This is a genomic window from Pseudomonas sp. JL27(2026) (assembly GCF_056933555.1).
The window spans coordinates 5,940,214-5,966,979 of sequence record NZ_CM167794.1; the positions used below are offsets into that span (position 1 = coordinate 5,940,214).

General features: G+C 59.7%; 19 protein-coding genes. 10 read left to right on the forward strand and 9 right to left on the reverse strand.

Going from position 1 to position 26,766, the window contains the following annotated elements:
• Positions 1–6 precede the first annotated feature (6 nt).
• Positions 7–4,605 (forward strand): dermonecrotic toxin domain-containing protein, encoded by a 4,599-nt coding sequence (locus AC1Z1G_RS27290; RefSeq protein ID WP_483623683.1) that lies wholly within the window; start codon positions 7–9, stop codon positions 4,603–4,605.
• Between the two features lie 32 nt (positions 4,606–4,637).
• On the opposite strand, the gene pdxR is transcribed toward AC1Z1G_RS27290, so the two are convergent.
• Positions 4,638–6,188: a MocR-like pyridoxine biosynthesis transcription factor PdxR gene (pdxR, locus tag AC1Z1G_RS27295; protein ID WP_483623685.1), complete on the reverse strand. Its 1,551-nt coding sequence runs from the start codon at positions 6,186–6,188 to the stop codon at positions 4,638–4,640.
• 90 nt (positions 6,189–6,278) lie between these two features.
• On the opposite strand from pdxR, the gene AC1Z1G_RS27300 reads away from it, so the two are divergent.
• The 3 genes from AC1Z1G_RS27300 to AC1Z1G_RS27310 are packed head-to-tail and all read left to right on the forward strand — an operon-like array spanning position 6,279 to position 8,046.
• Positions 6,279–6,908, forward strand: a complete 630-nt coding sequence (locus tag AC1Z1G_RS27300; protein WP_483623686.1) for an FMN-binding negative transcriptional regulator — start codon at positions 6,279–6,281, stop codon at positions 6,906–6,908.
• 2 nt (positions 6,909–6,910) lie between these two features.
• On the forward strand, positions 6,911–7,357 hold the full coding sequence (locus AC1Z1G_RS27305; protein WP_483623687.1) for an N-acetyltransferase family protein: 447 nt from the start codon (positions 6,911–6,913) through the stop codon (positions 7,355–7,357).
• 17 nt (positions 7,358–7,374) lie between these two features.
• The gene (locus AC1Z1G_RS27310; protein ID WP_483623689.1) at positions 7,375–8,046 is read left to right on the forward strand and encodes a GNAT family N-acetyltransferase; all 672 of its coding nucleotides are present in this window, start codon (positions 7,375–7,377) and stop codon (positions 8,044–8,046) included.
• 88 nt (positions 8,047–8,134) lie between these two features.
• On the opposite strand, the gene AC1Z1G_RS27315 is transcribed toward AC1Z1G_RS27310, so the two are convergent.
• A complete protein-coding gene (locus tag AC1Z1G_RS27315; protein WP_483623690.1) occupies positions 8,135–8,413 on the reverse strand; it encodes a helix-turn-helix domain-containing protein in 279 nt (92 codons plus the stop codon).
• Between the two features lie 69 nt (positions 8,414–8,482).
• Positions 8,483–8,656 carry a hypothetical protein gene (locus AC1Z1G_RS27320; protein ID WP_483623691.1) on the reverse strand — a complete coding sequence of 58 codons (174 nt, stop codon included), beginning with the start codon at positions 8,654–8,656 and terminating at the stop codon, positions 8,483–8,485.
• Between the two features lie 439 nt (positions 8,657–9,095).
• On the opposite strand from AC1Z1G_RS27320, the gene AC1Z1G_RS27325 reads away from it, so the two are divergent.
• Entirely contained in the window at positions 9,096–11,330 is a 2,235-nt protein-coding gene (locus AC1Z1G_RS27325) for an autotransporter outer membrane beta-barrel domain-containing protein (protein ID WP_483623692.1), read from the forward strand.
• 78 nt (positions 11,331–11,408) lie between these two features.
• On the opposite strand, the gene oadA is transcribed toward AC1Z1G_RS27325, so the two are convergent.
• A complete protein-coding gene (gene oadA, locus AC1Z1G_RS27330) occupies positions 11,409–13,232 on the reverse strand; it encodes a sodium-extruding oxaloacetate decarboxylase subunit alpha (RefSeq protein WP_483623694.1) in 1,824 nt (607 codons plus the stop codon).
• A gap of 11 nt (positions 13,233–13,243) precedes the next feature.
• On the reverse strand, positions 13,244–14,659 hold the full coding sequence (locus AC1Z1G_RS27335) for an acetyl-CoA carboxylase biotin carboxylase subunit (protein WP_095109269.1): 1,416 nt from the start codon (positions 14,657–14,659) through the stop codon (positions 13,244–13,246).
• A gap of 190 nt (positions 14,660–14,849) precedes the next feature.
• On the opposite strand from AC1Z1G_RS27335, the gene AC1Z1G_RS27340 reads away from it, so the two are divergent.
• The gene (locus AC1Z1G_RS27340; RefSeq protein ID WP_483623696.1) at positions 14,850–15,809 is read left to right on the forward strand and encodes a LysR family transcriptional regulator; all 960 of its coding nucleotides are present in this window, start codon (positions 14,850–14,852) and stop codon (positions 15,807–15,809) included.
• Here AC1Z1G_RS27340 and AC1Z1G_RS27345 read toward each other — a convergent pair.
• From AC1Z1G_RS27345 to AC1Z1G_RS27355, 3 genes are all read right to left on the reverse strand, one after another.
• Positions 15,754–15,963: a PA3496 family putative envelope integrity protein gene (locus AC1Z1G_RS27345; RefSeq protein ID WP_483623698.1), complete on the reverse strand. Its 210-nt coding sequence runs from the start codon at positions 15,961–15,963 to the stop codon at positions 15,754–15,756. The genes AC1Z1G_RS27340 and AC1Z1G_RS27345 overlap by 56 nt on opposite strands.
• Positions 15,964–16,178: 215 nt before the next feature.
• Entirely contained in the window at positions 16,179–17,045 is an 867-nt protein-coding gene (gene hexR, locus AC1Z1G_RS27350) for a transcriptional regulator HexR (protein WP_008027445.1), read from the reverse strand.
• A gap of 204 nt (positions 17,046–17,249) precedes the next feature.
• Positions 17,250–20,123, reverse strand: a complete 2,874-nt coding sequence (locus tag AC1Z1G_RS27355; RefSeq protein ID WP_483623700.1) for a putative bifunctional diguanylate cyclase/phosphodiesterase — start codon at positions 20,121–20,123, stop codon at positions 17,250–17,252.
• Positions 20,124–20,386: 263 nt separating this feature from the next.
• Here AC1Z1G_RS27355 and uvrD point away from each other — a divergent pair, with 263 nt between their 5' ends.
• The 4 genes from uvrD to AC1Z1G_RS27375 all read left to right on the forward strand — a co-directional run bounded on the left by uvrD (position 20,387) and on the right by AC1Z1G_RS27375 (position 24,754).
• A complete protein-coding gene (uvrD, locus tag AC1Z1G_RS27360; protein ID WP_483623702.1) occupies positions 20,387–22,570 on the forward strand; it encodes a DNA helicase II in 2,184 nt (727 codons plus the stop codon).
• A gap of 145 nt (positions 22,571–22,715) precedes the next feature.
• Positions 22,716–23,156, forward strand: a complete 441-nt coding sequence (locus tag AC1Z1G_RS27365) for an EamA family transporter (RefSeq protein ID WP_483623704.1) — start codon at positions 22,716–22,718, stop codon at positions 23,154–23,156.
• Positions 23,157–23,334: 178 nt separating this feature from the next.
• Complete coding sequence (locus AC1Z1G_RS27370; RefSeq protein WP_483623706.1) at positions 23,335–24,210, forward strand: Tim44 domain-containing protein; 876 nt, start codon at positions 23,335–23,337, stop codon at positions 24,208–24,210.
• Positions 24,211–24,346: 136 nt separating this feature from the next.
• Positions 24,347–24,754, forward strand: coding sequence for an SMI1/KNR4 family protein (locus tag AC1Z1G_RS27375; protein WP_217973077.1), 408 nt, complete (start codon positions 24,347–24,349; stop codon positions 24,752–24,754).
• A gap of 21 nt (positions 24,755–24,775) precedes the next feature.
• Here AC1Z1G_RS27375 and AC1Z1G_RS27380 read toward each other — a convergent pair whose 3' ends face one another.
• A complete protein-coding gene (locus AC1Z1G_RS27380) occupies positions 24,776–26,539 on the reverse strand; it encodes a cation:proton antiporter (RefSeq protein WP_483623707.1) in 1,764 nt (587 codons plus the stop codon).
• Positions 26,540–26,766: the final 227 nt, after the last annotated feature.

The following is a 26,766-nucleotide window of genomic DNA, read 5'->3' on the forward strand; positions in this document are numbered from 1 at the left end:
ATGACCATGACACAAGTATCCACAACCACTCCCCCAAGCAACGCAATGCTGTTGCTGGTCAGAAGTAACCTGGTCAGCCTGACCAGTCAGGGCCCCACGCTCGACGACGTCAGCTCGCAGGTGCTGCGCGAAGCGCTGAAACAACTTTACCCGCAGCTCGACATCGACCCCGACCAAACCCTGATCGTCACTCCAGGATGGCGCCTGGAGGACGGAATCTTAAGTGCCGACACGCCATACGTGGAGACATTAACCCGTGCACTGGTGCACCTGAGCTTTCGCGCAGGTGTCGCCAACTTCATCGAGGGTGAGCACTTCCTGACGCCTGAGCCCCTAACCAGCTCTCCCGTTCATCTCGCTGTCAGTGTCGAAGACATAGCCCAACTGCTGAACGATCTCGTCCCCCTGCTATCCGTCGAGTTTCAACAGCGCGAACTGGATTTCTGGAATCAGGCGGTCAACGGTCAACCCCGCTGGCATGGGCTCTGCGAGACGCTGAGAAACGCGTTCAATGTTCAACAGGCAAAAGGCTGGAACGCCGATCAATGCGCCGTGGCCCGTGCGGTGTACAACCATCCGGACAAAACCGAACGGGCATTGAGAAACACTGAAATCCCCGGCATCGAAGCCTGCCTGATCGACGTGGACAACAGTGAAACCACCAACACCAACCACCTCATGCTGGGAGGCGCGATTGTCCTGAAGGCAACTTACAAACAGCGCGAGCAAATCATGCTGTACACGATAGCAGGCAGCTACGAGGCTTTCGATTCTCTGGAGCAACTGGGCGCGTCGCTACCCGCCCGGATCGACATGGACCTGGCAGGTCGCACGCTCAAGTGGCGACTGGTCGAGCCAGCAGGCAACATTTTCGATCACATGGCCTGGGCGCTGATCGGCTCTCAAATGGACGCCATCGACACACTCATCCCCTCGATGCCGACGGCCGGAACAACCCCTGGCTTGCGCCGGGCGTTCACCTCGGCAGGACATTTCAGCACCGCCGACAAGAACCGCATCGAGCAGCTTGAGGCGGCCATACCCGATTGGTTATCAAGCGCCTCGGCCAGTCACCTGCAAGACTATAGCCACTGCCTCTCCCGCCTGGGAAAACTGCAAAACGCCTCAGGCCTGAACGATATCCCGCTGATCGGTGCATACGCGCAGACCAAAATGCGTGAAGCCATTGTCACGGACAAAGCCGCCGAAGGGGCTGCGCAGCTACCGCTTGATGACCTGCAAATCACAGTGACCAACAGCTTCACCGCTGGTGGGTTCACCTTGCCCAACCCGCATGACAGGCATATCGAAAGCCTGGGTGATTTCGCCCTGCAAAATACCGCCCCTTACCTGGCAGAAGTGCATTTCAAAAACAACGATCCCGTCCCTCGATGGCTGACCGTTGATTACCTCATTGCCATGGCCGCCCAGGTCAATGTCGGCAAGGTCTATCCGCAGTTGCTCAAGAGCAAACTGATCGATGATCCAGTGCAAGTCGCGCTACAGAAGCAGCGCTACGTCAGCCAACTGCCCGAACTGCTGCAGCTCAAGGCGCTGGAGTGCATGCTTGAACAGGAAGACGGGGTCAATGAAACAGGTTATCGCTACATCTGCGAGCTGATGAATATCGCGCTTGGAAAACCGCGACAAGGCGCTCTCGACATCGTGATTCGCCCCCTCACGTTCATGCCCCGGCATCGCCTCTTGTCTGGCGGTGACACCGTCACAAACATGTTCATTATCGGCCCGCGAAACACACCGGGGGCTCCTTGCCTGCTTTACCGGCCATTGCTTGAGCAACCTCTGTTGCAGTTTGCCTCGGAGGCAAACCTGGTTTACGCCCTGCACCAACCGGGCGAGCTGCGCGACTCCATACTGGCGTGGCTTGCGACCCCGGCGCTGAGCTTCGAATATGCGCAATACGTCTTCCCCGTGGGCCTACCTTCGCCATGGCTGGCGGCTCAGTCCGGTATCGAGACATTATTCACTCTGGACCTGGCCGGGCCCATCGACCTGGGAGGCGAGGAGATCGTCGGCGACCTATTGGCAGCCCTGTTTCACAGCAACGCCAGCACCATGGTCGAGGAGGCGGACCGGCAGTCACTGTCCAATGGCGAAAGACGCTGGGCACTCTTGAAGGACAGCGCCTGGGCGATCTTCAACGTCGCCTCGACCTTCTTGAGCGGGCCTGTAGGGACCGCCGTCTGGGTGTGGCAAAGCATCAGCGGGATCCAGCAAGCGCTCGATGCCCATGAACAAGGCGACACGCTGGTCGAGTGGCGTTCATTGGGCGATGTGCTGGTGACACTCGCGGTTGTGCTGACTCACCGCGCTTACGAACAGCGTCATAGCGAGTGGACTGGGCATTCACGCCAGAAACCAGCGTGGGATCAGCCACTATCGCCAACATCACATCCATCACCAGAGCCTGCACCTGCACCTGCACCTGCACCTGCACCCACGACGATTTCCATGGACCCCTTGGTATTTGAACTGCCCGCAAGCCATGCCTCATCCCTGAAAGTCGGTGTATCGGCCCCTCGTCGCTCAGGCCCGACACTGGACGCTTTTCTGGACACGCTCAAAGTCTCTGCGCCAGATTTGAACAGCACCAGGCTAAAGACGCTGAATGCGAAGCCGCCCCATCTGTATCAGCTCAACGATACGCACTATGCACAGGTCGGCGAGCGCTGGTTTCAGATCAGTATCGATGACGACGAGGAGGTCCAGATCCTCAATCCGGAACACCCCTTGCGCCCAGGCCCGCTACTGACTCATGACCCACTCGGCAAGTGGAACGTCGATACACGGCTGCGGTTGCGTGGCGGTGGTCCCAAAAGCCGTTTGAAAGCCTTCAAGCAAGCAAAGGAGAACCGTAAACACGAACTCGACACTCAGTTAGAGACATTCAAGAGCCAGGAGAAAACCCATCAGGAAGCACTCAAGCGCCTCCAGAACGCTATGGTTCAGGCTACCGACGAGCACCTCGAAACAACGTCCAGGCTTTACACCGACAAGCTCGATGAACGGATCAAAAGCTATGGAGAGGCCCTCGAACAGCTACGCGAGTGGCGTTCGCTGGGCGGTGAAACCGGTTACGCCTACGACCTGTTACGCCTCACCACCGAGCAGGAAAAGTTCCTGACACTCTGGTTCACGGTGAAGAAAAACCAATACGCGCACCTCACGCAAAAACTGGCGGCGCAAGCGCCTTTCAACAGTGCTGAACCCGTGCGCGGGCACCTGGCCGACATCCAGCAGGCAACCGCACTGGGCAACGCCATCATCGAACGGCTTGAGCTGTCAAAAGCCACCCTGACAGGCCTCAAGGTACTGGGCCGCACAGGGTTCACCGAAACCCAAAGCATCGCCAGGCTCCTGCCAAAGCTCACCCGACTGGACTTCAAGGCCAACGAAATCGGCATGTCCTACGAGCTGTGCGTTCAAGAACGATCTGAGGAGGCCATGCCACAGGCTCGGGCGGCAATCGCCGATATTGTGGTCGATGCGGCCGACGCCAGCCATGAAGTCGCGCAAATGATGAAACAGTCGAGCGACACCGAGCCTACCGAGGCGCGCATCAGAAAACTCTCCAGGCTGGCTGATATCTACGCCGATGCCCATCAGCGTATCCAGGACCTGCCAGCCCGATACCCTGGGATGGTCCGGCAAACGTCTCTCGACCACCTTCAAACATTGATCTCGGAATTTCAGGCACTGACGCTGACCCAGCTCGACGGCTTGCTTCCCGAAGCCGAAGAGACGTTCCTCAAGGAACCTCCTGAACCTGTCGTTGCAGGGCCGTCGCGGCCTAAGGTCAAAATCACCAAGACCCGTCCACGAGGCGTGAAAAGTGAGCAGCCCCAAACACCTGAACAGGTGAAAGAACAGGAGGTGTTCCACAAGCTCACCCCCAAAAACGCTCAGCCCGCCAGGCCCGTCCTGGATGATCTCGATACCATCGCTGCCGCGCTGAACCTCAACCTGGACGTACCCGATTTCATCAGACGTACTAACCGGGATGCCGAGCGTGCGAACCGAATCCCCGCCGATGTGCAGGACCTGTTCGACCAACAGGCGCTCAAACTGGAAGAGTCTGCGACAAACCTCGACAGGGCCATGAGCAACATCCGAAGTGCCGGTAAACAACCTCCTCCCCTGTCAGGTCAGAGCCTGGAGATGCGTGAAGCTGCCGCCAGGCTCCGCAAGGAGGGCATCCATTCCCGCACGAAAATGCTCAAGAAGCGCAAACCCAGGCAGGAGTACTTTCAATGGTTAAACGAAAACCAACAGATCAAAATCGTCCGCAACGAGCAGGGCAGGATCAGAACCAAGGGGCGCAAGGACTACTTTCAGGAGTACCGGGTTCTCGACATCACCGACAATGACCAGGAACTATGGGTTGCGCATTTCCACTACGAAACACGTGAGAGCAACGCCACTCAACCCACCGCAGTCCACCTGAAAGTAGCTGACAAATACCTGGCGACACTGGAGCCCGAACTTCGGCAACAGCTGGCCACTCTTCAACCGATTGACTACGTATTGCGTCGAATCACCAATGCGTCCACCCAGTCACTGTTCCTGGCACTCGAGCCCCACTGACCTGTAAAGGGGCTGGTCTGCCAACCCGCCTTTTACCGACGCCAGGCACTGCGCAAACGCGCGAGCGCTGACTCGATGGCCGCTTCCGGCACCGCCGCAAAACCCAGCACCAACCCTGCCCGCTGATCCACCGGGGTGCTTGAGTCCGGTAGCCAGTAGCTGCTCAGGCCATTGATTTCGACGTCGACACTGGCGGCTTTTTCGATCAGCTCACGCTCACGGGCCTGGCTCTCGACCGGCACGGTCATGTGCAGCCCTGCCGCCACATTCGGCAGGCTGCCCATTCCCGGAATATCCACAGGCCAACCGGCCAGCACGGTATTGCGCCGGCTCAGTGCTGCCCGGCGCATACGGCGGATATGCCGCTGAAAGTGCCCGGTGGCCATGAACTCGGCCATCACCACCTGAGTGCTGACCTCGGAGTGCCGAACGTCCACCGCCCGGCGCCGGGCGAACGCCTCCACCAGCCCCATCGGCAACACCAGATAGCCAAGGCGCAATGCCGGAAATGCGACCTTGCCGAAAGTCCCGACGTAAATAACCCGGCCCTGCCGGTCCAGCGCCGCCAAGGGTGCCAAAGGGGCACCGCTGTAGCGGTACTCGCCATCGTAATCGTCTTCGATGATCCAGCCATCCGTGCGCTCCGCCCAGGCCAGCAACTCCAGACGCCGGGCCAGGCTCATGATGACCCCGGTCGGGTACTGATGTGACGGCGTGACATAGGCCAGTCGGCAGTCACTCAAGCCATTGAGTTGCGCGCAATTAATGCCGTCGCTGTCCACTGAGACACCCTGCAACCGCGCCCCGGCGACCGCGAAGGCATGACCGGCGGCACGATAGCCGGGGTTTTCCACCACCACCTCATCGCCGGGCTCGACCAGCAGCTGTGCACAAAGGCTGATTCCTTGCTGCGCGCCACTGGTGATCACAATTTGCTCAGCGCTGCACTGCATGCCTCGCGAACTGCGCAAGTAAGCGGCGATCAACCCACGCAAACGTTCGTCCCCCTCCGGCGCGCCGTAACACAGTTGCTGTAAATCCGGCTTGCGCCAGAAAGCCGCATTCAGCTTGGCCCAGACCTCGAACGGAAACAGATCGAAGGCCGGAACCCCCACCCGAAACGCCCTCGGCGGACCACCCGCTGGCGTGGCCAAATGATGCCTCTCGACCCGCTCCAACGCGCCACTGTGGATAACTTTACTGGATGTAATCACAGGCAAATCCAGCCAATTTGTGGATAAACCTGTGGGTAAGCCTGTTGAAAACCCTGTGGATACTTTTGTGGATAATTTTTTCGTGGGGAACGCGGCCTGCGGCAATTGCGCCACATACGTACCGTCGCCGACTCGCCCTTCGATAAAACCTTCGGCATAGAGCTGGTCGTAAGCACGGACCACGCTGTTGCGGGAAATCGCCAGGGCTGCCGCCAGGTCGCGGCTGGCCGGCAAACGCGTACCACTGGCCAGGCGGCCATCGAGCACACGCATACGCAAGGCTTGATAAAGCTGGCGGCTCAGGCCCTGGCGGCGATCAAGTTCGATACCGGCGGGGTTGAACGACAAGGCCAGCGGCAGGCTCGTCATCGCATTGGACCTCTTAAATGGGCCAGTAATGGCTCTTACAACAGACCAATAGCCTGCCTAGGATGCAGGCATTCGCCAAGGAAAATCTCCATGTACACCCCCAGCGCCTTTGCCACTGACGACCTCCCTTCCCTGCATCAGCAAATCCTCGACACGCGCCTGGCCATACTGGTCACTCACTGCGCGCAGGGCCTGCAGGCCAGCCATCTGCCGCTGCTGCTGAGCCCCGAGCAAGGGCCCAACGGCACGCTCTACGGCCACCTCGCCCGCGCCAATACGCAGTGGCAGGCACTGGAAGCCGGGGCCGAGGCGCTGGTGATTTTTGCCGGGGCCGAGGCTTACGTCAGTCCATCGTTTTATCCAGGCAAAGCCGACCATGGCAAAGTCGTGCCGACCTGGAACTACGTGGCTGTGCACGCCTATGGCACGGCCGAAGTGTTCAGCGACGCCCATCGCTTGCGCAACCTGGTCAGCGCCCTGACCGATCGCCATGAAAGCGGCCGCGGCCGACCGTGGAAAGTCGACGACGCCCCCACCCACTACATCGATGGCATGCTCAAGGCCATCGTCGGGTTCGCCCTGCCAATCCAGCGCCTGGAAGGCAAACGCAAACTCAGTCAGAACCGAAGTACCGCAGACATCGCCGGCGTACGCGAGGGGTTGAGCGCCAGCCCCGACCTGCACGACCAGGCCCTCGCCCACTTGATGCCCAAGGAATGAACATGAGTCAGATCGAGATTCGCCGTGTCACCGCCAATGACCACGCCGCCTGGCAACCGCTGTGGCAAGCTTACCTGCGCTTCTACAACACGGAACTGCCGGAGGCGGTCAGCCACAGCACCTGGCAGCGCTTCCTCGACCCGAGCGAACCGACTCACGCCGCCCTCGCCTGGGCCGATGGAAAAGCGGTAGGCATGGTGCATTTCATCTACCATCGCTCGAACTGGAGCATTGAAAACTCCTGCTACCTGCAAGACTTGCTGGTGACGCCCGAAACACGTGGCACCGGTGTCGGCCGCAAACTGATCGAATTCGTCTACGCCACCGCCAAGGCCGACGGTTGCACTGAGGTCCATTGGCTGACCCACGAAACCAACGCTACCGCGATCCAGCTCTACGAGCGTATCGCCGAGCGTCTGGGTTACATCCAGTTTTGCAAAACCCTTTAAGGCTCAAGGAGAGCAACATGTCGACTTCACTCGCGGACTGGAAAGGCGTTCCGGCGCCCTCGGTTCAACTGATCGAAGGGCGCTTCATTCGCCTGGAAAAACTCGACCCTGCGCGTCACGCCGACGGCTTGTTCAAAGCCCTGCAAGGCCCTGACGCCGACCCGAAGCTGTGGGACTACCTGCCTTATGGCCCGTTCCCGGAACGCAGTGCGTTCAACGCCTGGCTGAACAACCATGCCGCCAGCAGCGACCCGTATTTCTTCTGCGTGATCGACCGCGCCAGCGGCGACGTACAAGGCATGCTCAGCCTGATGTCGATCGTCCCGGCCCAGGGCCGCATCGAAATCGGCCACGTCACCTTTGGCGCGCCGATGCAGCGCTCACCGAAAAGTACCGAAGCGGTGTACCTGCTGGCCAAAGAGTCTTTCGCCCTGGGTTACCGTCGCCTGGAATGGAAGTGCAACAACGGCAACGCCCGCTCCAAATACGCCGCCGAACGCCTGGGCTTCAGCTTCGAAGGCGTGTTCCGCCAGCACATGGTGGTCAAGGGCCAGAACCGCGACACCGCGTGGTACTCAATCCTGGATTCGGAGTGGCCGGCGATTGGGGCCGGGTTTGAGCAGTGGTTGTCGGATGAGAACCAGACGGGCTCGGGTCAGTTGAAAACGCTGGTGGAGTGTCGCGGCTGACACCGGGAAACCGCCATCGCGAGCAAGCCCCAGTGCAGTCAGTGGGAGCCCGCTCGCTCCCACAGTAGATCGGTGCACATCCAACCCGTCAGTAGATCGTGCGCCGAATCTTCACCACGCCCATTTGCATCCCGAATGGGCGGAACACGGCGTTGAGTGATTTGAGCGTCTGGTTCCCTTCTCCGTGCTCTATGTTCACCAGCGTACGCACGGAGATTTTGCACATCTTGGCGAACTGGCTTTGGTGCAGCCCGGTCACCTCAACCCGCAATCGGCGTACCGCTTCGCCAATGGCCAATGTGTCGTTGGCTAACCCTTGCTGAATACTTTCGATCAGCAGCGTTCGCTCTGCCACTGTCATGCTCATTGCAGCCCCCACTCTCTAAAACGTTGCTCCAGGTGTCGCAAAGCAATGCGAGGGTGATTCATCGTCACCTCAGGCAGCCCGAGCGAAAGGACTTGGTATGTCAAAGACGTTGTCGATCAAATAACCTAACTCATAACCAAAGCTACATCGACTGGCGAAGCCTTGCTCCGGGTCATCGAAAGTCAAGACCATGGCGTCCTGCCATTCCCCGGTCGCATGTATTTGTAATGTCAGCTCCAGCATTGATTGCTCCTGCAATTTAATGCACCTGCGTAGGCTTAAAATACGAGATGAATGCAATATAGTGCATATATTCAGTCCGTACACCGCCAAAATCTGCATTTAAATGCAAACAGAAGATAATTCCAGGCAAGCTCGTGCATTAAATTGCACTCTCATGCGATTGGAGCCCATCCATCAATCTGTACAAAACCTCTGCCTGCCAGACGCAGGGCTGATCACAGGGGCAGACCCGTTTCCAAGCCTTCGCAAACCGATACATCCGAGAAAGACGTAAGGAAAAACGTCAGCGAATGGAGGTCAACGAACACGCGACCTCCCGGAGGTTCCCTTTGCTACAACCGAAGCACCAACGCCTTGCACAAGTGCCGGAAATACCCGGCATCGGAGCATACGCCCGCCCTTTTAAAGTTCGACCTCCCCAAGGAAGAGGTCGCATTCAATGCCCATTCTGCATACTCATCGCCCACACCATCTCGCCCTGGCAATCGCCCTCGCCTTCGGCGGCATCGAAATATCCCACGCGCAGCAAACAGAGCCCGCCGTCACCGAGGCCAAGCCCCATCCCGTAAAAACCAAAAAAACTGCGAAGCCTAAATCCAAGGTCCTCGTGCCCCCTGCAATGGAGCCGGTCACAGCCGATAACAGCCCGGCGACTCCCGTTAATGATCCGTTGCTCGTCGACACGACGCTTGACGACAATGAACCTGCGGCGCGTGAAGGATCGATCACTGCACTGACGCCTGAACGCCCGGCAGAAGTGTTTACAAACGCCCCCGATGCGGTACATCAGGATGTTGATGATCCCACGGTCCAGGAGCTGTTCAACGCTTTCGCAGCAGAACCCACCACACACCACACCCACATCGCAACCGCTCTCGAAATCACTGATGCCTTTGCTGTGAAGCTCGGTGACGGCAATGACCTGGTGGCCCTGACCACCGGTATCCAGCAGGAAGGCGTCATCGATGGCGGCGGAGGCTTGAACGGTTTGAAACTGAATGCCGTTGAGGGAGGCACACTGGGCGAAACACGCAACTTTGCCGGACTGCTGGTCGAACAGGGTGTCTGGAACCTGACCGGCTCCAGCGACTTCAGTCGAGGCGCCGGCGTCCTCAAGGGTGCAGCCCTGCACAACCAGGGCAGTATTGTCGGCAATGTGAGGGTCGAATCCGGTGGCCTCTACGGTGGTGCCGGCTCGGTCAACAATCTGTTTGTGTATGGAGGCTTGTCGGCCAATGCAGCTCTTGGCGCCGCCAAGGTTCGTCAGGATCTGTACCTGAACGAGGGTGCCGTTCTGTTCTACGACATCAACGCCCAAGGCCGAAGCGCTACCGTTGTTGTCGAGGGGACGGCAACCATCAGTGGCTCGACACTGGCTATCAATGCGGCCAATGCCGATCACCCGCCGACCAGCGAGCATGTCGTGCTTCAGGCTGGCAATGTCGTGGGAACATTCGCCACCGTCACCAACAACCTGGCGTACATGACGCCCACCCTGACCTACACCAGCACCTCTGTCGACCTGACCTATGCCCGCAACGATGTGTCACTGGAAAGCGCCGCCACGACCGACAATGCCCGCCAGGTCGCCAACAGCCTCGACCCGGAGAAAAGCGGCACAACGCAGACACCGAAGACGGTTGCGAACTACGCCGCCATCAACGCCCTGCTCACCACCGACCTCGCGACCGCTGCAATAGCGCTGGAACAACTGGCCGGTGGCAGCAATGCCAACCTCGCCAATGCCACGTTGAGCAGTGTCCGGCCGGTCAGCGCGAGCATGCTGTTGACCCTGCGCGAACTGAGCAACGATGCGAACCTGCAAGATCGCTCGACAACCGGTCACGACACCAACGGCAGGGTCTGGGTCCAGGCCATCGGCAACTCCTCAACCCTGGATGACAAACTGGACGACAGCGCCCTGCGGCAACGCACTCACGGTGTTGTAGTGGGTGCAGACTGGTCACTCGGCAGTGAATGGCGCGCAGGCCTGCTCGGTGGCAAATCACAGACGCACCTGAACGGGTCGCTGCTGGATGGCGATCTCGACAGCTGGCACCTCGGTGCCTATGCCCTGCGCCAAAGTGGCCCGCTGGCTTTGCGGTTCGGCGCCACCTACAGCAGTCATGACGGTACGACCAAACGCAACGTAGCCTTCAATCGTTACAGCGACAGACTCAAGGGCAGCTACAACGCCAACACCCAGCAGGTATTCGCTGAACTGGGTTACAACCTGGGCCGTGGCGCCCTGCAGATCGAACCTTTCGCAAGCCTCGGTCATGAACGTTATCAACGCGACAGCTACCGGGAAAAAGGTGGGGCGGCGGCATTGAGCGTCGACGAGCAGACCCAGAGCAACGCCAACAGCACGCTTGGCCTGCGCCTGGCGCACCGCAGCAACCTGGAAAACGGCATGCACCTGACCCCGCGTATGAGCGCCGGCTGGAAGCACACCTACGGCGATATCAGCAGTCACCTGGATCAAACCTTTGCGGTAGGCGGAGAGTCATTCAACGTCGAAGGCATTGCACTGGATCGCAACCGCCTGCAACTGGAAGCGGGAGTGGACCTGGCGATCTCGAAACAGCATTCCCTGAGCGTTGCCTACAACGGCGAAAAGGGCAGCAACAGCCGTGACAACGGCGTGACCGGCCAGTGGCGGATGAGTTTCTAAAACACTGAATGCAGCAGACAAAAAAAGGGGAGCACATGCCCCCCCGAGGTTTAAAGCGTTAGAGACGAGGCTGTTGAATCAGCCTTCGATCTCGATCAGGATTTCGCCCGGGTTGACCCGGTCGCCCTTGGCCACGTGGATGGCGGTGACTTTGCCTGCGATGGCCGATTGCACTTCGGTTTCCATCTTCATGGCTTCGGTGATCAGCACGGCCTGGCCGGCTTTCACGGTGTCGCCTTCCTTGACCAGCACATCGACGATGTTGCCCGGCATGGCGGTGCTGACGTGGCCCGGAGCACTGGCCTGCTTGCGTTTGCTGCTGCCGCCGCTGACAAATTCGTTGAGCGGTTCGAACACCACTTCTTCCGGCATGCCGTCGATGGACAGGTAGAAGTGCCGCTTGCCTTCAGCCTTGACCCCGACACCCGTGATGTCGACGCGGTAGGTTTCGCCGTGAACGTCGATGACGAACTCGGTCGGCACGCCTTCGCCACCCGCCGAGGCCACGCCACCAGCTTCTGGAATCGGCAACAGCGCTTCCGGAATCAGGGTGCCGGCTTCGCGTTCTTCGAGAAACTTGCGCCCGATGTCCGGGAACATCGCGTAGGTCAGCACGTCTTCCTCGGACTTGGCCAAAGCACCGATCTCACCACGCAGCTTGGTCATTTCCGGCTTGATCAGGTCAGCCGGGCGCACGTCGATCACTTCTTCGCTGCCGATCGCCTGACGACGCAGCTTCTCGTTAACAACACCTGGCGCTTTGCCGTAGCCGCCTTGCAGGTAGAGCTTCACTTCGTTGGTGATGGTCTTGTAGCGCTCGCCAGCCAAGACGTTGAAGAACGCCTGCGTGCCGACAATTTGCGACGTAGGAGTCACCAGCGGCGGGAAGCCGAGGTCTTCGCGAACGCGCGGGATTTCGGCCAGCACTTCGCCCATGCGGTTCAGCGCGCCCTGCTCTTTCAACTGGTTGGCCAGGTTGGAAATCATCCCGCCTGGCACCTGGTTGACTTGCACACGGGTGTCGACGGCGGTGAATTCGCTTTCGAACTGGTGGTACTTCTTGCGCACGGCGTAAAAGTACAAACCGATTTCCTGCAACAGCTCCAGGCTCAGGCCGGTGTCGAACTCGCTGCCTTTCAGGGCGGCGACCATCGACTCGGTGCCCGGATGGCTGGTGCCCCAGGCGAAGCTGGAGATCGCGGTATCGATGTGATCGGCGCCGTTTTCGATAGCCTTGAGTTGGCACATCGAAGCCAGGCCGGCAGTGTCATGGGAGTGAATGAACACGGGCAGCGACTGTTCGGATTTCAATGCCTTGACCAGTTCGCCGGTGGCGTATGGGGTCAGCAGACCGGCCATGTCCTTGATCGCCACGGAGTCGCAACCCATGGCTTCCATTTGCTTGGCTTGCGCCACGAACGCCTCGATGGTGTGCACCGGGCTGGTGGTGTAGGCGATGGTGCCCTGAGCGTGTTTGCCGGCAGCTTTCACCGCTTCGATGGCCACACGCAGGTTACGCACGTCGTTCATCGCGTCGAAGATGCGGAACACGTCGATGCCATTCACCGCAGCCTTGGCGACGAACGCTTTGACCACGTCGTCGCTGTAGTGGCGATAGCCCAACAGGTTCTGGCCACGCAGGAGCATTTGCAAACGGGTGTTAGGCAGCGCCGCGCGCAGTTTGCGCAGGCGCTCCCACGGGTCTTCTTTGAGGAAGCGTACGCAGGCATCGAAGGTCGCGCCGCCCCAGACTTCCAGCGACCAGTAGCCGACTTTGTCGAGCTTGTCGCAGATCGGCAGCATGTCGTCGGTGCGCATGCGGGTCGCGAGCAGCGATTGGTGGGCGTCGCGCAGGATGGTGTCAGTTACATGTATTTTTCTAGAAGAAGGGGTCTTGGACATTGTCATATTCCTCACAGGCCTGCGTGGGCGGCGATGGCGGCGGCGATGGCCAGGGCCAGCTCTTCGGGTTTGCGCTTGATCGAGTAGTTGGTCAGCTCAGGATGGCTTTCAACGAAACTGGTGTTGAACTGACCGCTACGGAATTCCGGGTTACGCAGGATTTCCTGGTAGTACGCGGCAGTGGTCTTGACCCCTTGCAGACGCATGTCGTCGAGGGCACGCAAGCCACGGTCCATCGCCTCTTCCCAGGTCAACGCCCACACCACCAGTTTCAGGCACATGGAGTCGTAGAACGGTGGGATGGTGTAACCGGTATAGATCGCCGTGTCGGTACGCACGCCAGGACCACCGGGTGCGTAGTAACGAGTGATCTTGCCGAAGCTGGGCAGGAAGTTGTTTTTCGGGTCTTCAGCGTTAATCCGGAATTGCAGCGCGAAACCGCGGTGCTGGATGTCTTCCTGTTTCACCGAAAGCGGCAGGCCGGAGGCGATGCGAATCTGTTCACGGACAATGTCGATGCCGGTGATTTCTTCGGTGATGGTGTGTTCCACCTGCACCCGGGTGTTCATCTCCATGAAGTACACCTCGCCTTCGGCGAGCAGGAACTCCACGGTACCGGCGTTCTCGTAACCCACCGCCTTGGCCGCTCGCACCGACAGGTCGCCGATGTAGGCGCGCTGTTCCGGGGTCAGTTGCGGGCTCGGGGCGATCTCGATCAGCTTCTGGTTACGCCGCTGGATCGAGCAATCACGCTCGAACAGGTGCACCACATTGCCAAAGCTGTCGCCAAGGATCTGCGCTTCAATGTGCTTGGGATTAACGATGCATTTTTCCAGGAATACTTCCGCCGAACCGAAAGCCTTGGTGGCTTCGGATATTACTCGCGGGAACGCTTGTTCCAATTCTTCGCGGCTGTTGCAGCGACGAATGCCGCGGCCGCCACCGCCGGAGGTGGCCTTGAGCATTACCGGGTAACCGATGCGATCACCTTCGGTCAGGGCTTCGGCGATGTCGGCGACGTTGCCTTCCGTGCCCGGCGTGACCGGCACGCCAGCCTTAATCATGCTGCGGCGGGCCTCGGTCTTGTCGCCCATGCGGCGAATGACTTCCGCCGACGGGCCGATGAACTTGATTCCGCGTTCGGCGCAGATGTCGGCCAGTTCGGCGTTCTCCGAGAGAAAACCATAACCTGGGTGCAACGCGTCGCAACCGGTTTCCACGGCGAGGTTCACCAGCTTGCGCGGGTTCAGGTAGCCAGCCAGCGGCTCGGCACCGATGCTGTGGGCTTCGTCCGCACGCTTCACATGCAAGGCATGGCGATCGGCATCGGAATAGATCGCGACCGAGCGAATGCCCATCTCGGCGCAGGCACGTACGATTCGTACGGCAATTTCACCACGGTTGGCGATCAGGATCTTTGTTATCACTTGGAATTTCCCTTGAGCCGGTTGCTACCCACGACCCCTGCACTGGGTCGGCGCGTGACTAAATGTTTCAAGCCAGTCGCACAGTCACACTAGCCCGCTCAAGGGATTAACAAAAATCAATAATTATTGGGTCAGGCATAAGCAAAGACTTATAGTTGAACGACCAGCCTGTGGCCAGAGCCTATAAAAAATGCGTAAGTCCTTGATGCGTATGACATTACGTCAACTTCAGATCTTCAATGAAGTCTGTGATTTGCGCTCCTACAGCCGTGCAGCCGAGGAAATGTCGCTCACACAACCGGCCGTAAGCCTACAGATTCGTCAGCTGGAAGAGCTGATTGGTCAGCCTTTGTTCGATTATGTCGGCAAAAAACTCTACATGACCGAAGCAGCTGAAGCGTTACAGCGTGCCAGCCGCGATATTTTCGGGCGCCTGGAAAACCTCGATATGCAGCTCTCGGACATGCAGGGCTCGCTGCAGGGCCAGTTGAAACTGGCTGTGGAATCCAGCGCCAAGTACTTCGTACCGCATCTGTTTGCCGCCTTCAAGCGCCAGCACCCGGAAGTGAACCTGCACTTGACCGTGGTCAATCGCGGGCAAGTCATTCGACGCCTGTCAGACAACCGCGACGACCTGGTGATCATGTCCATGGTGCCGCAGGACATGGGGCTGGAGTTCCTGCCGTTCCTCAACAACCCAATTGTCGCCGTGGCGCCGCCCGATCATCCGCTGAGCCACATGGGCCCGCTGCGCTTGCAGGATCTGGAGCCCTACACGCTGCTGGTACGCGAACAAGGCTCGGGAACCCGGCAAGCCTGCGAGGAATATTTCAAAGAGAAGCGCGTGCACTTCAATCAGACCCAGGAGGTCTCATCGGCTGAAGCCCAGCGTGAATGCGTGGTGGCGGGTCTGGGCGTGGCACTGTTGACACGCCACGCCCTGAACCTGGAGTTGGCGACCGGCGGGCTCAAAGAGCTGCCGGTCGAAGAGCTGCCGTTGTATCGCAGCTGGTGCCTGGTGCAGGCCAAAGCCAAACGCCTGTCACCGGTTGCGCACGCGTTCCTGGGATTTATCCGCAGTGAACGGGTGCAGATCAGCGCGCTGGTTGAGCGCTTCGACGGGAAGCCGGTGCTGCCTGCCAGTAATTGAGCTGCGCTGCGTCAGGAAAATCGCCAATCTCTGCCAGCAGTTGACGCTGTTCGCAACGATCTTCAATCGCACGGCGAAATTCCATGCGGCGCTGATCTTCTTGCTGACGACGGGTTTTGACGGCGCTGTTGCGTTCTTCGTAGGGCTGAGCCATTTCGAGTCTCCCAAGGCGAGTACGGGAGTTTCAAGATAGACGCGGGGGATGACGGTTTGGCGGCGGGTGGGTTACAGAACGATGAATCTCACCGGCTGACCGCGAACCTGTGGCGAGGGAGCTTGCTCCCGCTGGGTCGCGAAGCGGCCCTAAGATTTTGCGACTGCTGCGCAGCCGAGCGGGAGCAAGCTCCCTCGCCACAATTCCAGCCAGAATCAGTCGTCCAGCGCTTTGACCGACTTGGGCGACAGGCGCAAGCTGCGCAGACTGCGCTTGACGCTCTTGAGATGGTTGACCAGGCTTGGGCCACGCGCCATGGCCACGCCCATGGCCAACACGTCGATCACCACCAGGTGGGCGATGCGCGAGGTCAGCGGCGTATAGATTTCGGTGTCTTCGTGCACGTCGATGGCCAGGTTGACGGTCGACAACTCGGCCAGCGGCGTCTGGCTCGGGCACAAGGTAATCAGCGAGGCGCCGCTCTCACGTACCAGGTTGGCAGTGATCAATAGGTCTTTGGAACGCCCCGACTGGGAAATGCAGATCGCCACGTCGGTCGGCTTCAGGGTCACTGCCGACATCGCCTGCATGTGCGGGTCGGAATAGGCCGCAGCAGTCAGCAGCAACCGGAAAAACTTGTGCTGCGCATCCGCCGCCACCGCACCCGACGCACCAAAGCCATAGAACTCGACGCGCTGGGCCTGAGACATGAGCGACACCGCCCGCTGCAACTCCACCGGATCGAGCTTCTCGCGAACCTCCATCAGGGTGTGCAGGGTGGTGTCGAAAATTTTCAGGCTGTAATCAGCGACAGAGTCATCTTCATGAATCGCGAACTGCCCGAAGCTCGCGCCTGCTGCCAGGCTTTGTGCCAGCTTCAGCTTCAAGTCCTGGAAACCCGAACAGCCGATGGCGCGGCAGAAGCGCACGATGGTCGGTTCGCTGATGCCTACGCTGTGGGCAAGATCGGCCATGGAACTGTGCATCACCGCCGCAGGGTCAAGCAGCACGTGATCGGCAACCTTGAGTTCCGATTTGCGTAACAGGTGGCGAGACTGGGCGATATGTTGCAACAGGTTCAAAGGGCAGGACTCATTGTTATTGGCAGACGCCGGGGATGTAGCGAACTTGTAGTTATACTACAAGAATCGGCTTTTTGCCTGCCCAATGCGTAACTCAATGCCCCCATTCCACGCCTTGCCACTCCATGTAGCACCCTCAGCCCTTATTGCCGCAGGCAAAGCCTGCGCCTGAGTGCCGACCGGGTCGAACCCGTCCTTCGCCTGCTACAGCATAGAAGCTGCGTCCCTGCGCAGTAACTCGGCCAGACCGTCGGCCTCGACCGGCCGACTGATCAGGTATCCCTGCACTTCATCACACAATTCACCCTTGAGAAACTCCAGTTGGTCCGCACGCTCCACGCCTTCAGCCACCACTTTCAACGACAAGCCGTGGGCCATGGCGATGATCGCCCGGGTGATGGCCGCGTCCTCGCCGCCCTCCCCCAGCCCGCGTATAAACGCCTGATCGATCTTCACGTAGTCCACGGGGATACGCTTGAGATAGCTCAGTGACGAATAACCGGTGCCAAAGTCGTCGATCGCCAGTTTCACCCCCAGATCACGCAATTGCTGGAAGGTCGCGATGATGTGTTCGACGCTGTCCAGCAATTGGCTTTCGGTCAGTTCCAGCTCCAGGTAGTGCGGTGCCAGGCCGGTTTCCTCGAGTACCTGGCGCACCAGGCTGACCAGTTTTCCCTGACGCAACTGATGCACCGACAGATTGACTGACACCCGTATCGGCGCCAGCCCCTGGCGCTGCCACTCGCAGGCCTGCCAGCACGCCTGGCGCAGCACGAACTCGCCAATGGGGCCGATCAATCCGGTTTCTTCGGCCAAGCCAATAAAGTCCCCTGGCGGCACCCGGCCCATGGTCGGATGGTCCCAGCGCACCAGCGCTTCGGCGGCATTCAACCGGCCAGTCGCGAGGCAGAGCTTGGGTTGGTAATACACCTTCAACTGCTTATCTTCGATGGCCTTGCGCAGCTGGTTCTCCAGTTGCAAACGCTCTAGGGTGCTGGCTTGCAGGCTGTCGGTGTAGAACTGGAAGTTGTTCCCGCCCAGGTGTTTGGCGTGCTGCATGGCCATGTTCGACTGGCTGACCAGCGCGGAAATTTCCCGGGCGTTGTCCGGCAGCATACTGATGCCCATCGACGCGCTGACCACCAGTTCATGGCCTTCGACCGTGAGCGGCAAACGCAGCTTGGCCGACAGCCGGGTGGCAACCCGCGCCAGGCTAGACAGGTTGCCGTAAGCGTCGAACAACACCGCAAACTCATCGCCGGACAAGCGCGCAATGGTGTCGGCCTCCGGCAACGCGTTGACCAACCTGCGGGCCATCTTCTGCAACAGTTGATCGGCCACTTCATGCCCGAGGCTGTCGTTAAGCAGCTTGAAACGGTCCAGATTGATATGCAGCAGCGCCAGGCTGCGCCCACCCTGCCGCACCCTTTGGTGAGCTTCACGCAAGCGCTCGTGAAACAGCGAACGGTTGGCCAGCCCGGTGAGTTCGTCATAATGGGTCAGGTAGCGCATGCGCTCTTCGGATTCGCGCCGGGCCGAAAGATCGGCGAAGAAGCCCACGATATGACTGACACTTCCCCGAACATCACGCACCACACTGAGCTGTAGCCATTGCGGGTAGAGTTCCCCGTTCTTGCGGGCCTCTACCAGTTCGCCCTGCCAGCTACCGTGTTGCTCCAGCGCCTGATGGATCACCGAGTAGTGCCGCCGCGCATCACGGCTACACGGCAACTCCACGACATTGCGCCCCAACAGGTCTTCCATCCCGTATCCGGTGACGCGACTGAAGGCCTGATTGACTGCAATCAGCGCGTAATGGGGGTCGAAAATCACGATGCCTTCGCTGGCGGCTTCGAACACCGTGGCCGCCAGTTGCCGCTGTTCTTCCAGCTCTTTGCTGGCAGAAATGTCGCGCCGGGTGCCGACCATGCGGATCACTCGCCCGTCGGCACCACGTTCCACCGCGCGCCCACGGTCCTCGATCCAGACCCAGTGACCGTCGCCATGGCGCACGCGGTACTCGATCTGATAGTCCTCGCTGCGCCCCTTCAAATGCTCCACCAGCGCCCGCTTCAGCGGCATCAGGTCTTGCGGGTGCAGCCGCGGCTTGAGGTCACGCAACATCGCGGTGACATACTCCGGCGCCAGGCCGAACAACTCCTTGAGCTGGGTGTGATGCACTTCGTCGGTTTGCAGGTTCCAGTCCCATAGCCCCAGCTCACTGGCCTTCAACGCCAGGCCCAGGCGTGCTTCGCTCTTGCTCAGGGCCTGATTCGCGGCATCCAGTTCGAGGCTGCGCTGAGCCACGCGGCTTTCCAGCCCGACCTGGGCCTCGCGCAATTCTTCTTCGGCACGGCGCCGCTGCTCGACTTCCCGGCCCAACTCTTGATTGAGCTGGTCGCTGCGCGCCTGGGCCTGCTGCAAGTATTCAATCAACGCCTGATTCTGGAAGCGCCGCAGCAACTCTCGCTGAATCAGGCGATTGACCTGCCACGCCACCACACTCAACGACCCCAGCACAATCAGCCCGAGCCAGCCCCAGCGCTGCTGCTGTTCGTCACCGCCCCAGAACAGGTAGCCGATCGCAGGCAACAGGCACGGCAAGGTAAACGACAGGAAGGCCGGTATACTGACCGCATACGCGACGCTGGCCGACAGCACTGCCGCGCCGATCAAACCGAATACCCAGGCTTGTTGCAGGAAGTTGTCGGCCGGCACCAGGGCAATGCCGGCGCCAGCCAGAGTCAGGCCGGTCAAGGCCGAACCGAACAGAAACATGAGCCGCCAGACCGGCTGCGCCTGACGGCTGGGCATGGCCGAATCGAAGGCCGCCACCTGGATCACCCGTAACGCCACCAGCACCAACAACCAGATCAGCCAGATGCTGACCAGAAAATAGCGCTGCGGGCTCCAGAGCAACCCGGCACACACCAGACCATTGATCAACATGAACAGCGTAGGCAGCAGCGACCCCTGATACAGCAGGCGCGTGCGCTCGACCGCCATCTCCATGGCGTACTGTTTACGGATAACCCGCGGCTCCACAGAGGGGCCCGACAGGCTGGAGCTGAGGGTCATAGGCAGAGTTCTTGTTTTTATAATGGAGAGCTGTGGGTGAGCCCTGAATGTGGACCGAGCATACACAAGCAAACGCCCGGACCAAACTGCCCCAGATCATAAAATCGACAAAACAAATCCACCATCCGAACCCCAGGAAACCGCTCAAGCAAGGCCCGCCAATGCCTGCAGACTATGACCGGCCGGTCGTCCCCGGTGTTTCTTTCATCGGCTAATGCAACGCCGGGTTTGCCCGGTATGACGCAGCCCCCTAGAATGCCCCAATGCGCGATGATCTCTCCCTTCTGCTGAACTCCCTCAACGATGCCCAACGCCAGGCCGTAGCTGCCTCCGTGGGTCGTCAGTTGGTCCTGGCCGGTGCTGGTTCCGGTAAAACCCGAGTGCTGGTGCACCGTATCGCCTGGTTGATCCAGGTCGAAAACGCCTCGCCCCACTCGATCCTGTCGGTGACCTTCACCAACAAGGCTGCTGCCGAGATGCGTCACCGCATCGAGCAACTGATGGGTATCAACCCGGCCGGCATGTGGGTCGGCACCTTCCACGGCCTGGCACACCGCCTGCTGCGGGCGCACTGGCAGGAAGCCGGCCTGAGCCAGACCTTCCAGATCCTCGACAGCGATGACCAGCAACGCCTGGTCAAGCGAGTGATCCGCGAACTGGGCCTGGACGAACAACGCTGGCCGGCGCGTCAAGCGCAGTGGTTCATCAACGGGCAAAAAGACGAAGGTCTGCGCCCGCAACACATTCAAGCCAGCGGCGACCTGTTCCTGGCCACCATGCGCAGCATTTATGAAGCCTACGAGGCTGCGTGCCTGCGTGCGGGCGTCATCGACTTCTCTGAATTGCTGCTGCGTGCCCTCGACCTGTGGCGCGACCATCCGGGCTTGCTGGCGCACTATCAAAAGCGCTTCCGGCACATTCTGGTGGACGAGTTCCAGGACACCAACGCCGTGCAATACGCCTGGTTGCGGCTGCTGGCCAAGGGCGGCGACAGCCTGATGGTGGTCGGCGACGACGACCAGTCGATCTACGGCTGGCGCGGCGCGAAAATCGAGAACATCTATCAGTACTCCGACGACTTCCCGGACGCTGAAACCATTCGCCTGGAGCAGAACTACCGCTCCACCGCCGGGATCCTCAAGGCTGCCAACGCCCTGATCGCCAACAACACCGGGCGCATGGGCAAAGAGCTGTGGACCGATGGCGGCGAAGGTGAAGCCATCAACCTCTACGCCGCGTTCAATGAACATGACGAAGCACGCTACGTGGTGGAAACCATCGAAAGCGCGCTGAAAACCGGCTTGGCCCGCAGCGATATCGCGATTCTGTACCGCTCCAACGCCCAATCGCGAGTTTTGGAAGAAGCCTTGCTGCGCGAACGCATTCCGTACCGCATCTATGGCGGCCAACGCTTCTTCGAACGGGCTGAAATCAAAAACGCCATGGCCTACCTGCGGTTGCTCGAAGGTCGCGGCAACGACGCGGCACTGGAGCGGGTGATCAACGTACCGGCCCGCGGCATTGGCGAGAAAACCGTCGAGGCGATCCGCGACCACGCTCGCCACAGCGATGTGTCGATGTGGGAAGCCATGCGTCAACTGGTGGCCAACAAAGGCCTGACCGGTCGCGCGGCCGGTGCTTTGGGCGCGTTCGTCGAGCTGATCGAAAACCTCGCGGCCAAAACCGCCGAAATGCCACTGCACCTGATGACACAAACGGTCATTGAGCAGTCGGGCCTGATTGCCTATCACGAAGCGGAAAAAGGCGAGAAAGGCCAGGCACGGGTAGAAAACCTTGAGGAACTGGTCAGCGCAGCGCGCAACTTCGAAAACGCCGAAGAAGACGAAGACCTGACGCCGCTGGCCGCATTCCTGGGCCATGCATCGCTGGAAGCCGGCGACACGCAGGCTGACGAGCATGAAGACAGCATTCAATTGATGACCCTGCACAGCGCCAAAGGCCTGGAATTCCCTTACGTGTTCCTGGTGGGCATGGAAGAAGGCCTGTTTCCGCACAAGATGAGCCTGGAAGAACCCGGTCGTCTTGAAGAGGAGCGTCGCCTGGCCTATGTCGGCATCACTCGGGCCATGCAAAACCTGGTAATGACCTACGCTGAAACCCGACGCCTGTACGGCAGTGAGACCTACAACAAGGTTTCACGCTTCGTACGCGAAGTGCCCAAAGGCCTGATTCAGGAAGTGCGGTTGTCCAACAGCGTCAGCCGTCCGTTCGGCGGCGGTCAGAAGCAGAATTCGAGCAGCCTGTTCGCCGGCACGGAAATCCCGGAAACCGCGTTCAGCCTCGGTCAGCAGGTGCAACATGCCGTCTTCGGCGAAGGGGTGATCCTCAACTTCGAAGGCGCCGGTGCCCAGGCCCGGGTGCAGGTGAACTTCAACGAAGGCAGCAAGTGGCTGATGCTGGGTTACGCCAAGCTGGAAGCGATTTAAAGCTCATCAGAGGCCTTATGTGGGAGCGGGCTTGCTCGCGCGGCGTTCCTGATAAACCGCGGTGCGGTCTTCGCGAGCAAGCCCGCTCCCACAGGGGGTTGTGTTGAATCCACCTCAGCAGGTTGATCTTTAAAAGGCGCAAAACATGGGCTCAGGCTTCTTTTCTTCCTGGACATTCTGGGCCTTGCTGTCGGCCGTATTTGCGGCCCTTACCGCGATTTTTGCCAAGGTCGGCATCGAAAACGTCAATTCCGACTTCGCCACGCTGCTGCGCACCGTCGTGGTGCTGGTCAGCCTGGCGCTGATCCTGTACGCCACGGGCCAGTATCAGGCGCTGGGGTCGATATCCGGCAAAAGCTACCTGTTCCTGCTGCTGTCGGGCCTGGCGACCGGGGCTTCGTGGATTTGCTACTTCCGCGCATTGAAACTCGGACCGGCCTCGCTCGTCGCCCCGGTGGACAAACTCAGTGTGGTGCTGGTGGCGGTACTCGGCGTGATTTTGCTGGGTGAAAAACTCGACCTGCGCCAATGGGGCGGCATTGGTTTGATCACCGCAGGCGTGGTGATGCTGGCCCTTCGTCGCTAACCAATTTTCCTACTGAACAAACCCATTCGTCTGACAGACAAACGATCAAAGGCCCTCTTGCGCCGACAAAGCTGAACCCAAGCTGTCAGGCAAAAGCCCGAAACACTCTGCCGCTAGCCAGTAATAGTTCACCTGTGCAACATGGCGCGCGTGCCATCTACCAATGGGAATTCCCTTTATGAAACGTTTTCTTAGCATCGCCATGGCATTGTGCATCGGCCTGACGATGAGCCTCGATGCCAACGCCAAACGCTTCGGCGGCGGTAAAAGCGCTGGCGCCGCACCGACCCACCAGACAAGCCAAATGGCCCCTTCTTCTCCAGGCATGGGCGGCGCAGCTGCTACCGCGGGTGCTGCCGGCGCCGCTGGCGCTGCGGCCAAGGCCGGTGGCGCTTCGCGCTGGCTCGGCCCGTTGGCCGGCATTGCTGCCGGTGGCCTGCTCGCGTCCATGTTCATGGGCGACGGCTTCCAGGGCATGCAGATCTTCGACATCCTGATCATGGCGCTCATTGCGTTTGTGATCTTCCGGTTCATCGCCGCTCGTCGCCGTAAGCAACAACAAGACATGGCCCCTGCCGGTCATGCGCCGATGCACCGTGATGCGTTCGAGCAAAAGCCGTCCATGGGTTCGATCTTTGGCGGCTCGGCGGCACCTGCGCCTGCTCGCCCGGTGATCAACGCACCGGCCTGGTTCAACGAAGAGCGTTTTGTTGAAGCCGCACGCAACCATTTCCAGTCCCTGCAACAGCACTGGGACGCCAACGAAATGGACAAGATCGCCGAGTTCGTGACCCCACAACTGCTGGAGTTCCTCAAGCGCGAACGCGCCGAGTTGGGCGATGGCTTCCAGTCGACGTTCATTGATAACCTCAATGTGCAGTTGGACGGCGTGGATGATCGTGCCGACAAGACCATCGCCACCCTGACCTTCAGCGGCGTGTCGAAGAACTCGCGTTTCGACCAGGGCGAAGTGTTCAGCGAAAGCTGGAACATGGAACGTGCCCAGGGCGAAAACCAGCCTTGGCTGGTGGCCGGTATCCGCCAGAACGGCTGATCACTTCGGCGTTTCGCATGCTGTAATGAAAACCCCGGCCTCGGCCGGGGTTTTCTATTTCGCGGTTGCATCTATAGCGAGCTACTGTATAAACCGCCCCAACCAAACCGCGCCATTGAGCAAGAGGATCCCGGACGTGGAAGAAATCATCGAACAACTGCGTGAAGCCAACGAACCGGTGCCGGTTCCGCTGGAGCTGCCTGACGAAGACCTGCTGGTGGAAATCGAAGAACAACTGTTCATCGACATCCCGTTCGTTTTCAGAGAATTCCTGCTGACCGTCAGCGACGTCGTTTACGGCAGCCTGGAGCCGGTCACCGTGACCGACCCGCAATCGCACACCTACTTGCCAGACGTTGCCGCCAACGCCTGGGACGCCGGTGTTGATCGCAGCATGATCCCGATCTGCCAGGACGGCGACGACTACTACTGCGTCGAAGAAGACGGCACCGTGGTGCTGTGGTCCGCCGAAGAAGAGCTGGTGACCGAGGAAACCTGGGAATCGGTATGGCACTGGGCGCGGGACGTCTGGCTGGAAAGCTGATCTGCCTGACGCCCCGCTCGATCAATGCACGGACGAATCCTTGTGGTTGTCCAGGGTTTCCAGCAGGGCGACCTGCATCCGCGTGTGGATGCGGATGAACCAGCGCCACAGCAGTGCTGCAACCGCAGCGGCTACCAAGGCGATCAGCACCAGCAACTTGTTGGTCGGCAAGATACTGGCCGACAAGGCTGCCAGCAGTAGGAAAATCACCAGCAGCGAGAGAATCGGGATCACTTCGGCGATCACCCGACGAACTCGCTGTGTGTGACGCCCTGCCATCTCCGGCTTCACCCCCATCTCCGCCAGCAACATCGAGAGCGCCTTGAGCTTGCGGTAAGCCGCAATCAAAAATGGCAGCGACAACAGCAATGCCCCGCCCCAGATCAGCGCCTTCTGCCAGCTCGGATCACTGATCCAGCCTTGCAAGTGCGCAGATATGCGCTCGGCGAAGAACCCGCCCGAAAAGAAGATCGCCACCACCAGCGCCAGATTAACCCCGACCTGCAACAGAATCCGCCGGATCATCGACGCCAGCAGCGCGCCCTCGCCCTGCGGCTGAATGCTGCGCAGCCACTCGCCGTACATCCCCAGCACCCGGCCCAGACGCTGGGGCATCACCGCCGCCAGTTTCAACGACAACGGGTCCGCCAAGCGGATCAGGTAAGGCGTGAGCAAGGTCGTCATCGCCGAAACGGCCACCGCCACGGGATAGAGAAAATCACTGGTGACCTGCAAGGTCATGCCCAGCGCGGCGATGATGAAAGAGAATTCACCAATCTGTGACAGCCCCATCCCGACCCGCAGTGAGGTGCGCCCGTCATTGCCGGCGATAAACGCGCCGAGGCCGCAGGACAACATCTTGCCAAGCACCACGGCCACGGTGATGACCGCAATCGGCCACGCGTATTGCAGCAGGATCAGTGGATCGATCATCAGCCCGATGGCCACAAAGAAAATGGCGCTGAACATGTCGCGAACAGGTTCGATCAACTGCTCAATTTTCACCAATTGCCGTGATTCGGCCATGATTGCACCGATCAGGAACGCACCGAGCACCATGCTGTACTCAAGCTTGACCACCAGCAGGCAAAAACCGAAACACAGGCCCAGGACCGTGATGAGCAGCATTTCGTTGCTCTCGAATTTCGCCACATACGCCAGCAACCGCGGGACCAGCAGGATGCCGACCACCAGTGCGACGATCATGAACAACGAGAGCTTGCCGACCGTGGAGAACACCTCGCCGGAACTCACGCTGCCGCTGACCGCGATGCTCGACAGCAAGGCGATGATGCCGATGCCCAGGATGTCTTCGACGATCAACACGCCGAAGATCAGCTGTGCAAAGCGCTGGTTCTTCATCTTCAGGTCATTGAGGGCCTTGACGATGATGGTGGTCGAGGAAATCGCCAGGATCGCGCCGAGGAACAGCGAATCCATGGTGCTCCAGTCGAACCAGCGGCCGATTTCGTAACCGATCCAGATCATCAGCACGATTTCCAGGAAGGCTGCGATAAACGCCGTGGCGCCGACCTTGAACAGCTTGCGCAGGCTGAACTCCAGCCCCAGGCAGAACATCAGGAAAATCACCCCGAGTTCGGCCAGGGTCTTGATGGTTTGCTCGTCGTGGATCAGCCCGAATGGCGGCGTGTGCGGGCCAATGATGAAACCGGCAACGATATAGCCAAGAACCACCGGCTGCTTGAGCCGATGAAAGAGGATGGTCACCACACCCGCGACCAGCATGATCACTGCCAGGTCCTGAATAAAACTGATGGCATGCATGGCGTGAGACTCCTTCGAAGGGCTGAATAGACGTCGTTGCGGGTCACCAGATAGAGGAAAAGGCCCTTGGGACAGGCTTTTTGAAGGGTAACACCGCGACTTCCGACAGAAAGGCGGTGCAATATATGGAAACAGATCGTTCCATGCGTGACGGTCGCCCCTGGCGCGGCGTCCCGTTAACGGTGGTTTTGAAAAGCCAACCAGGCACCCACAGAGGTGCCCCCGCA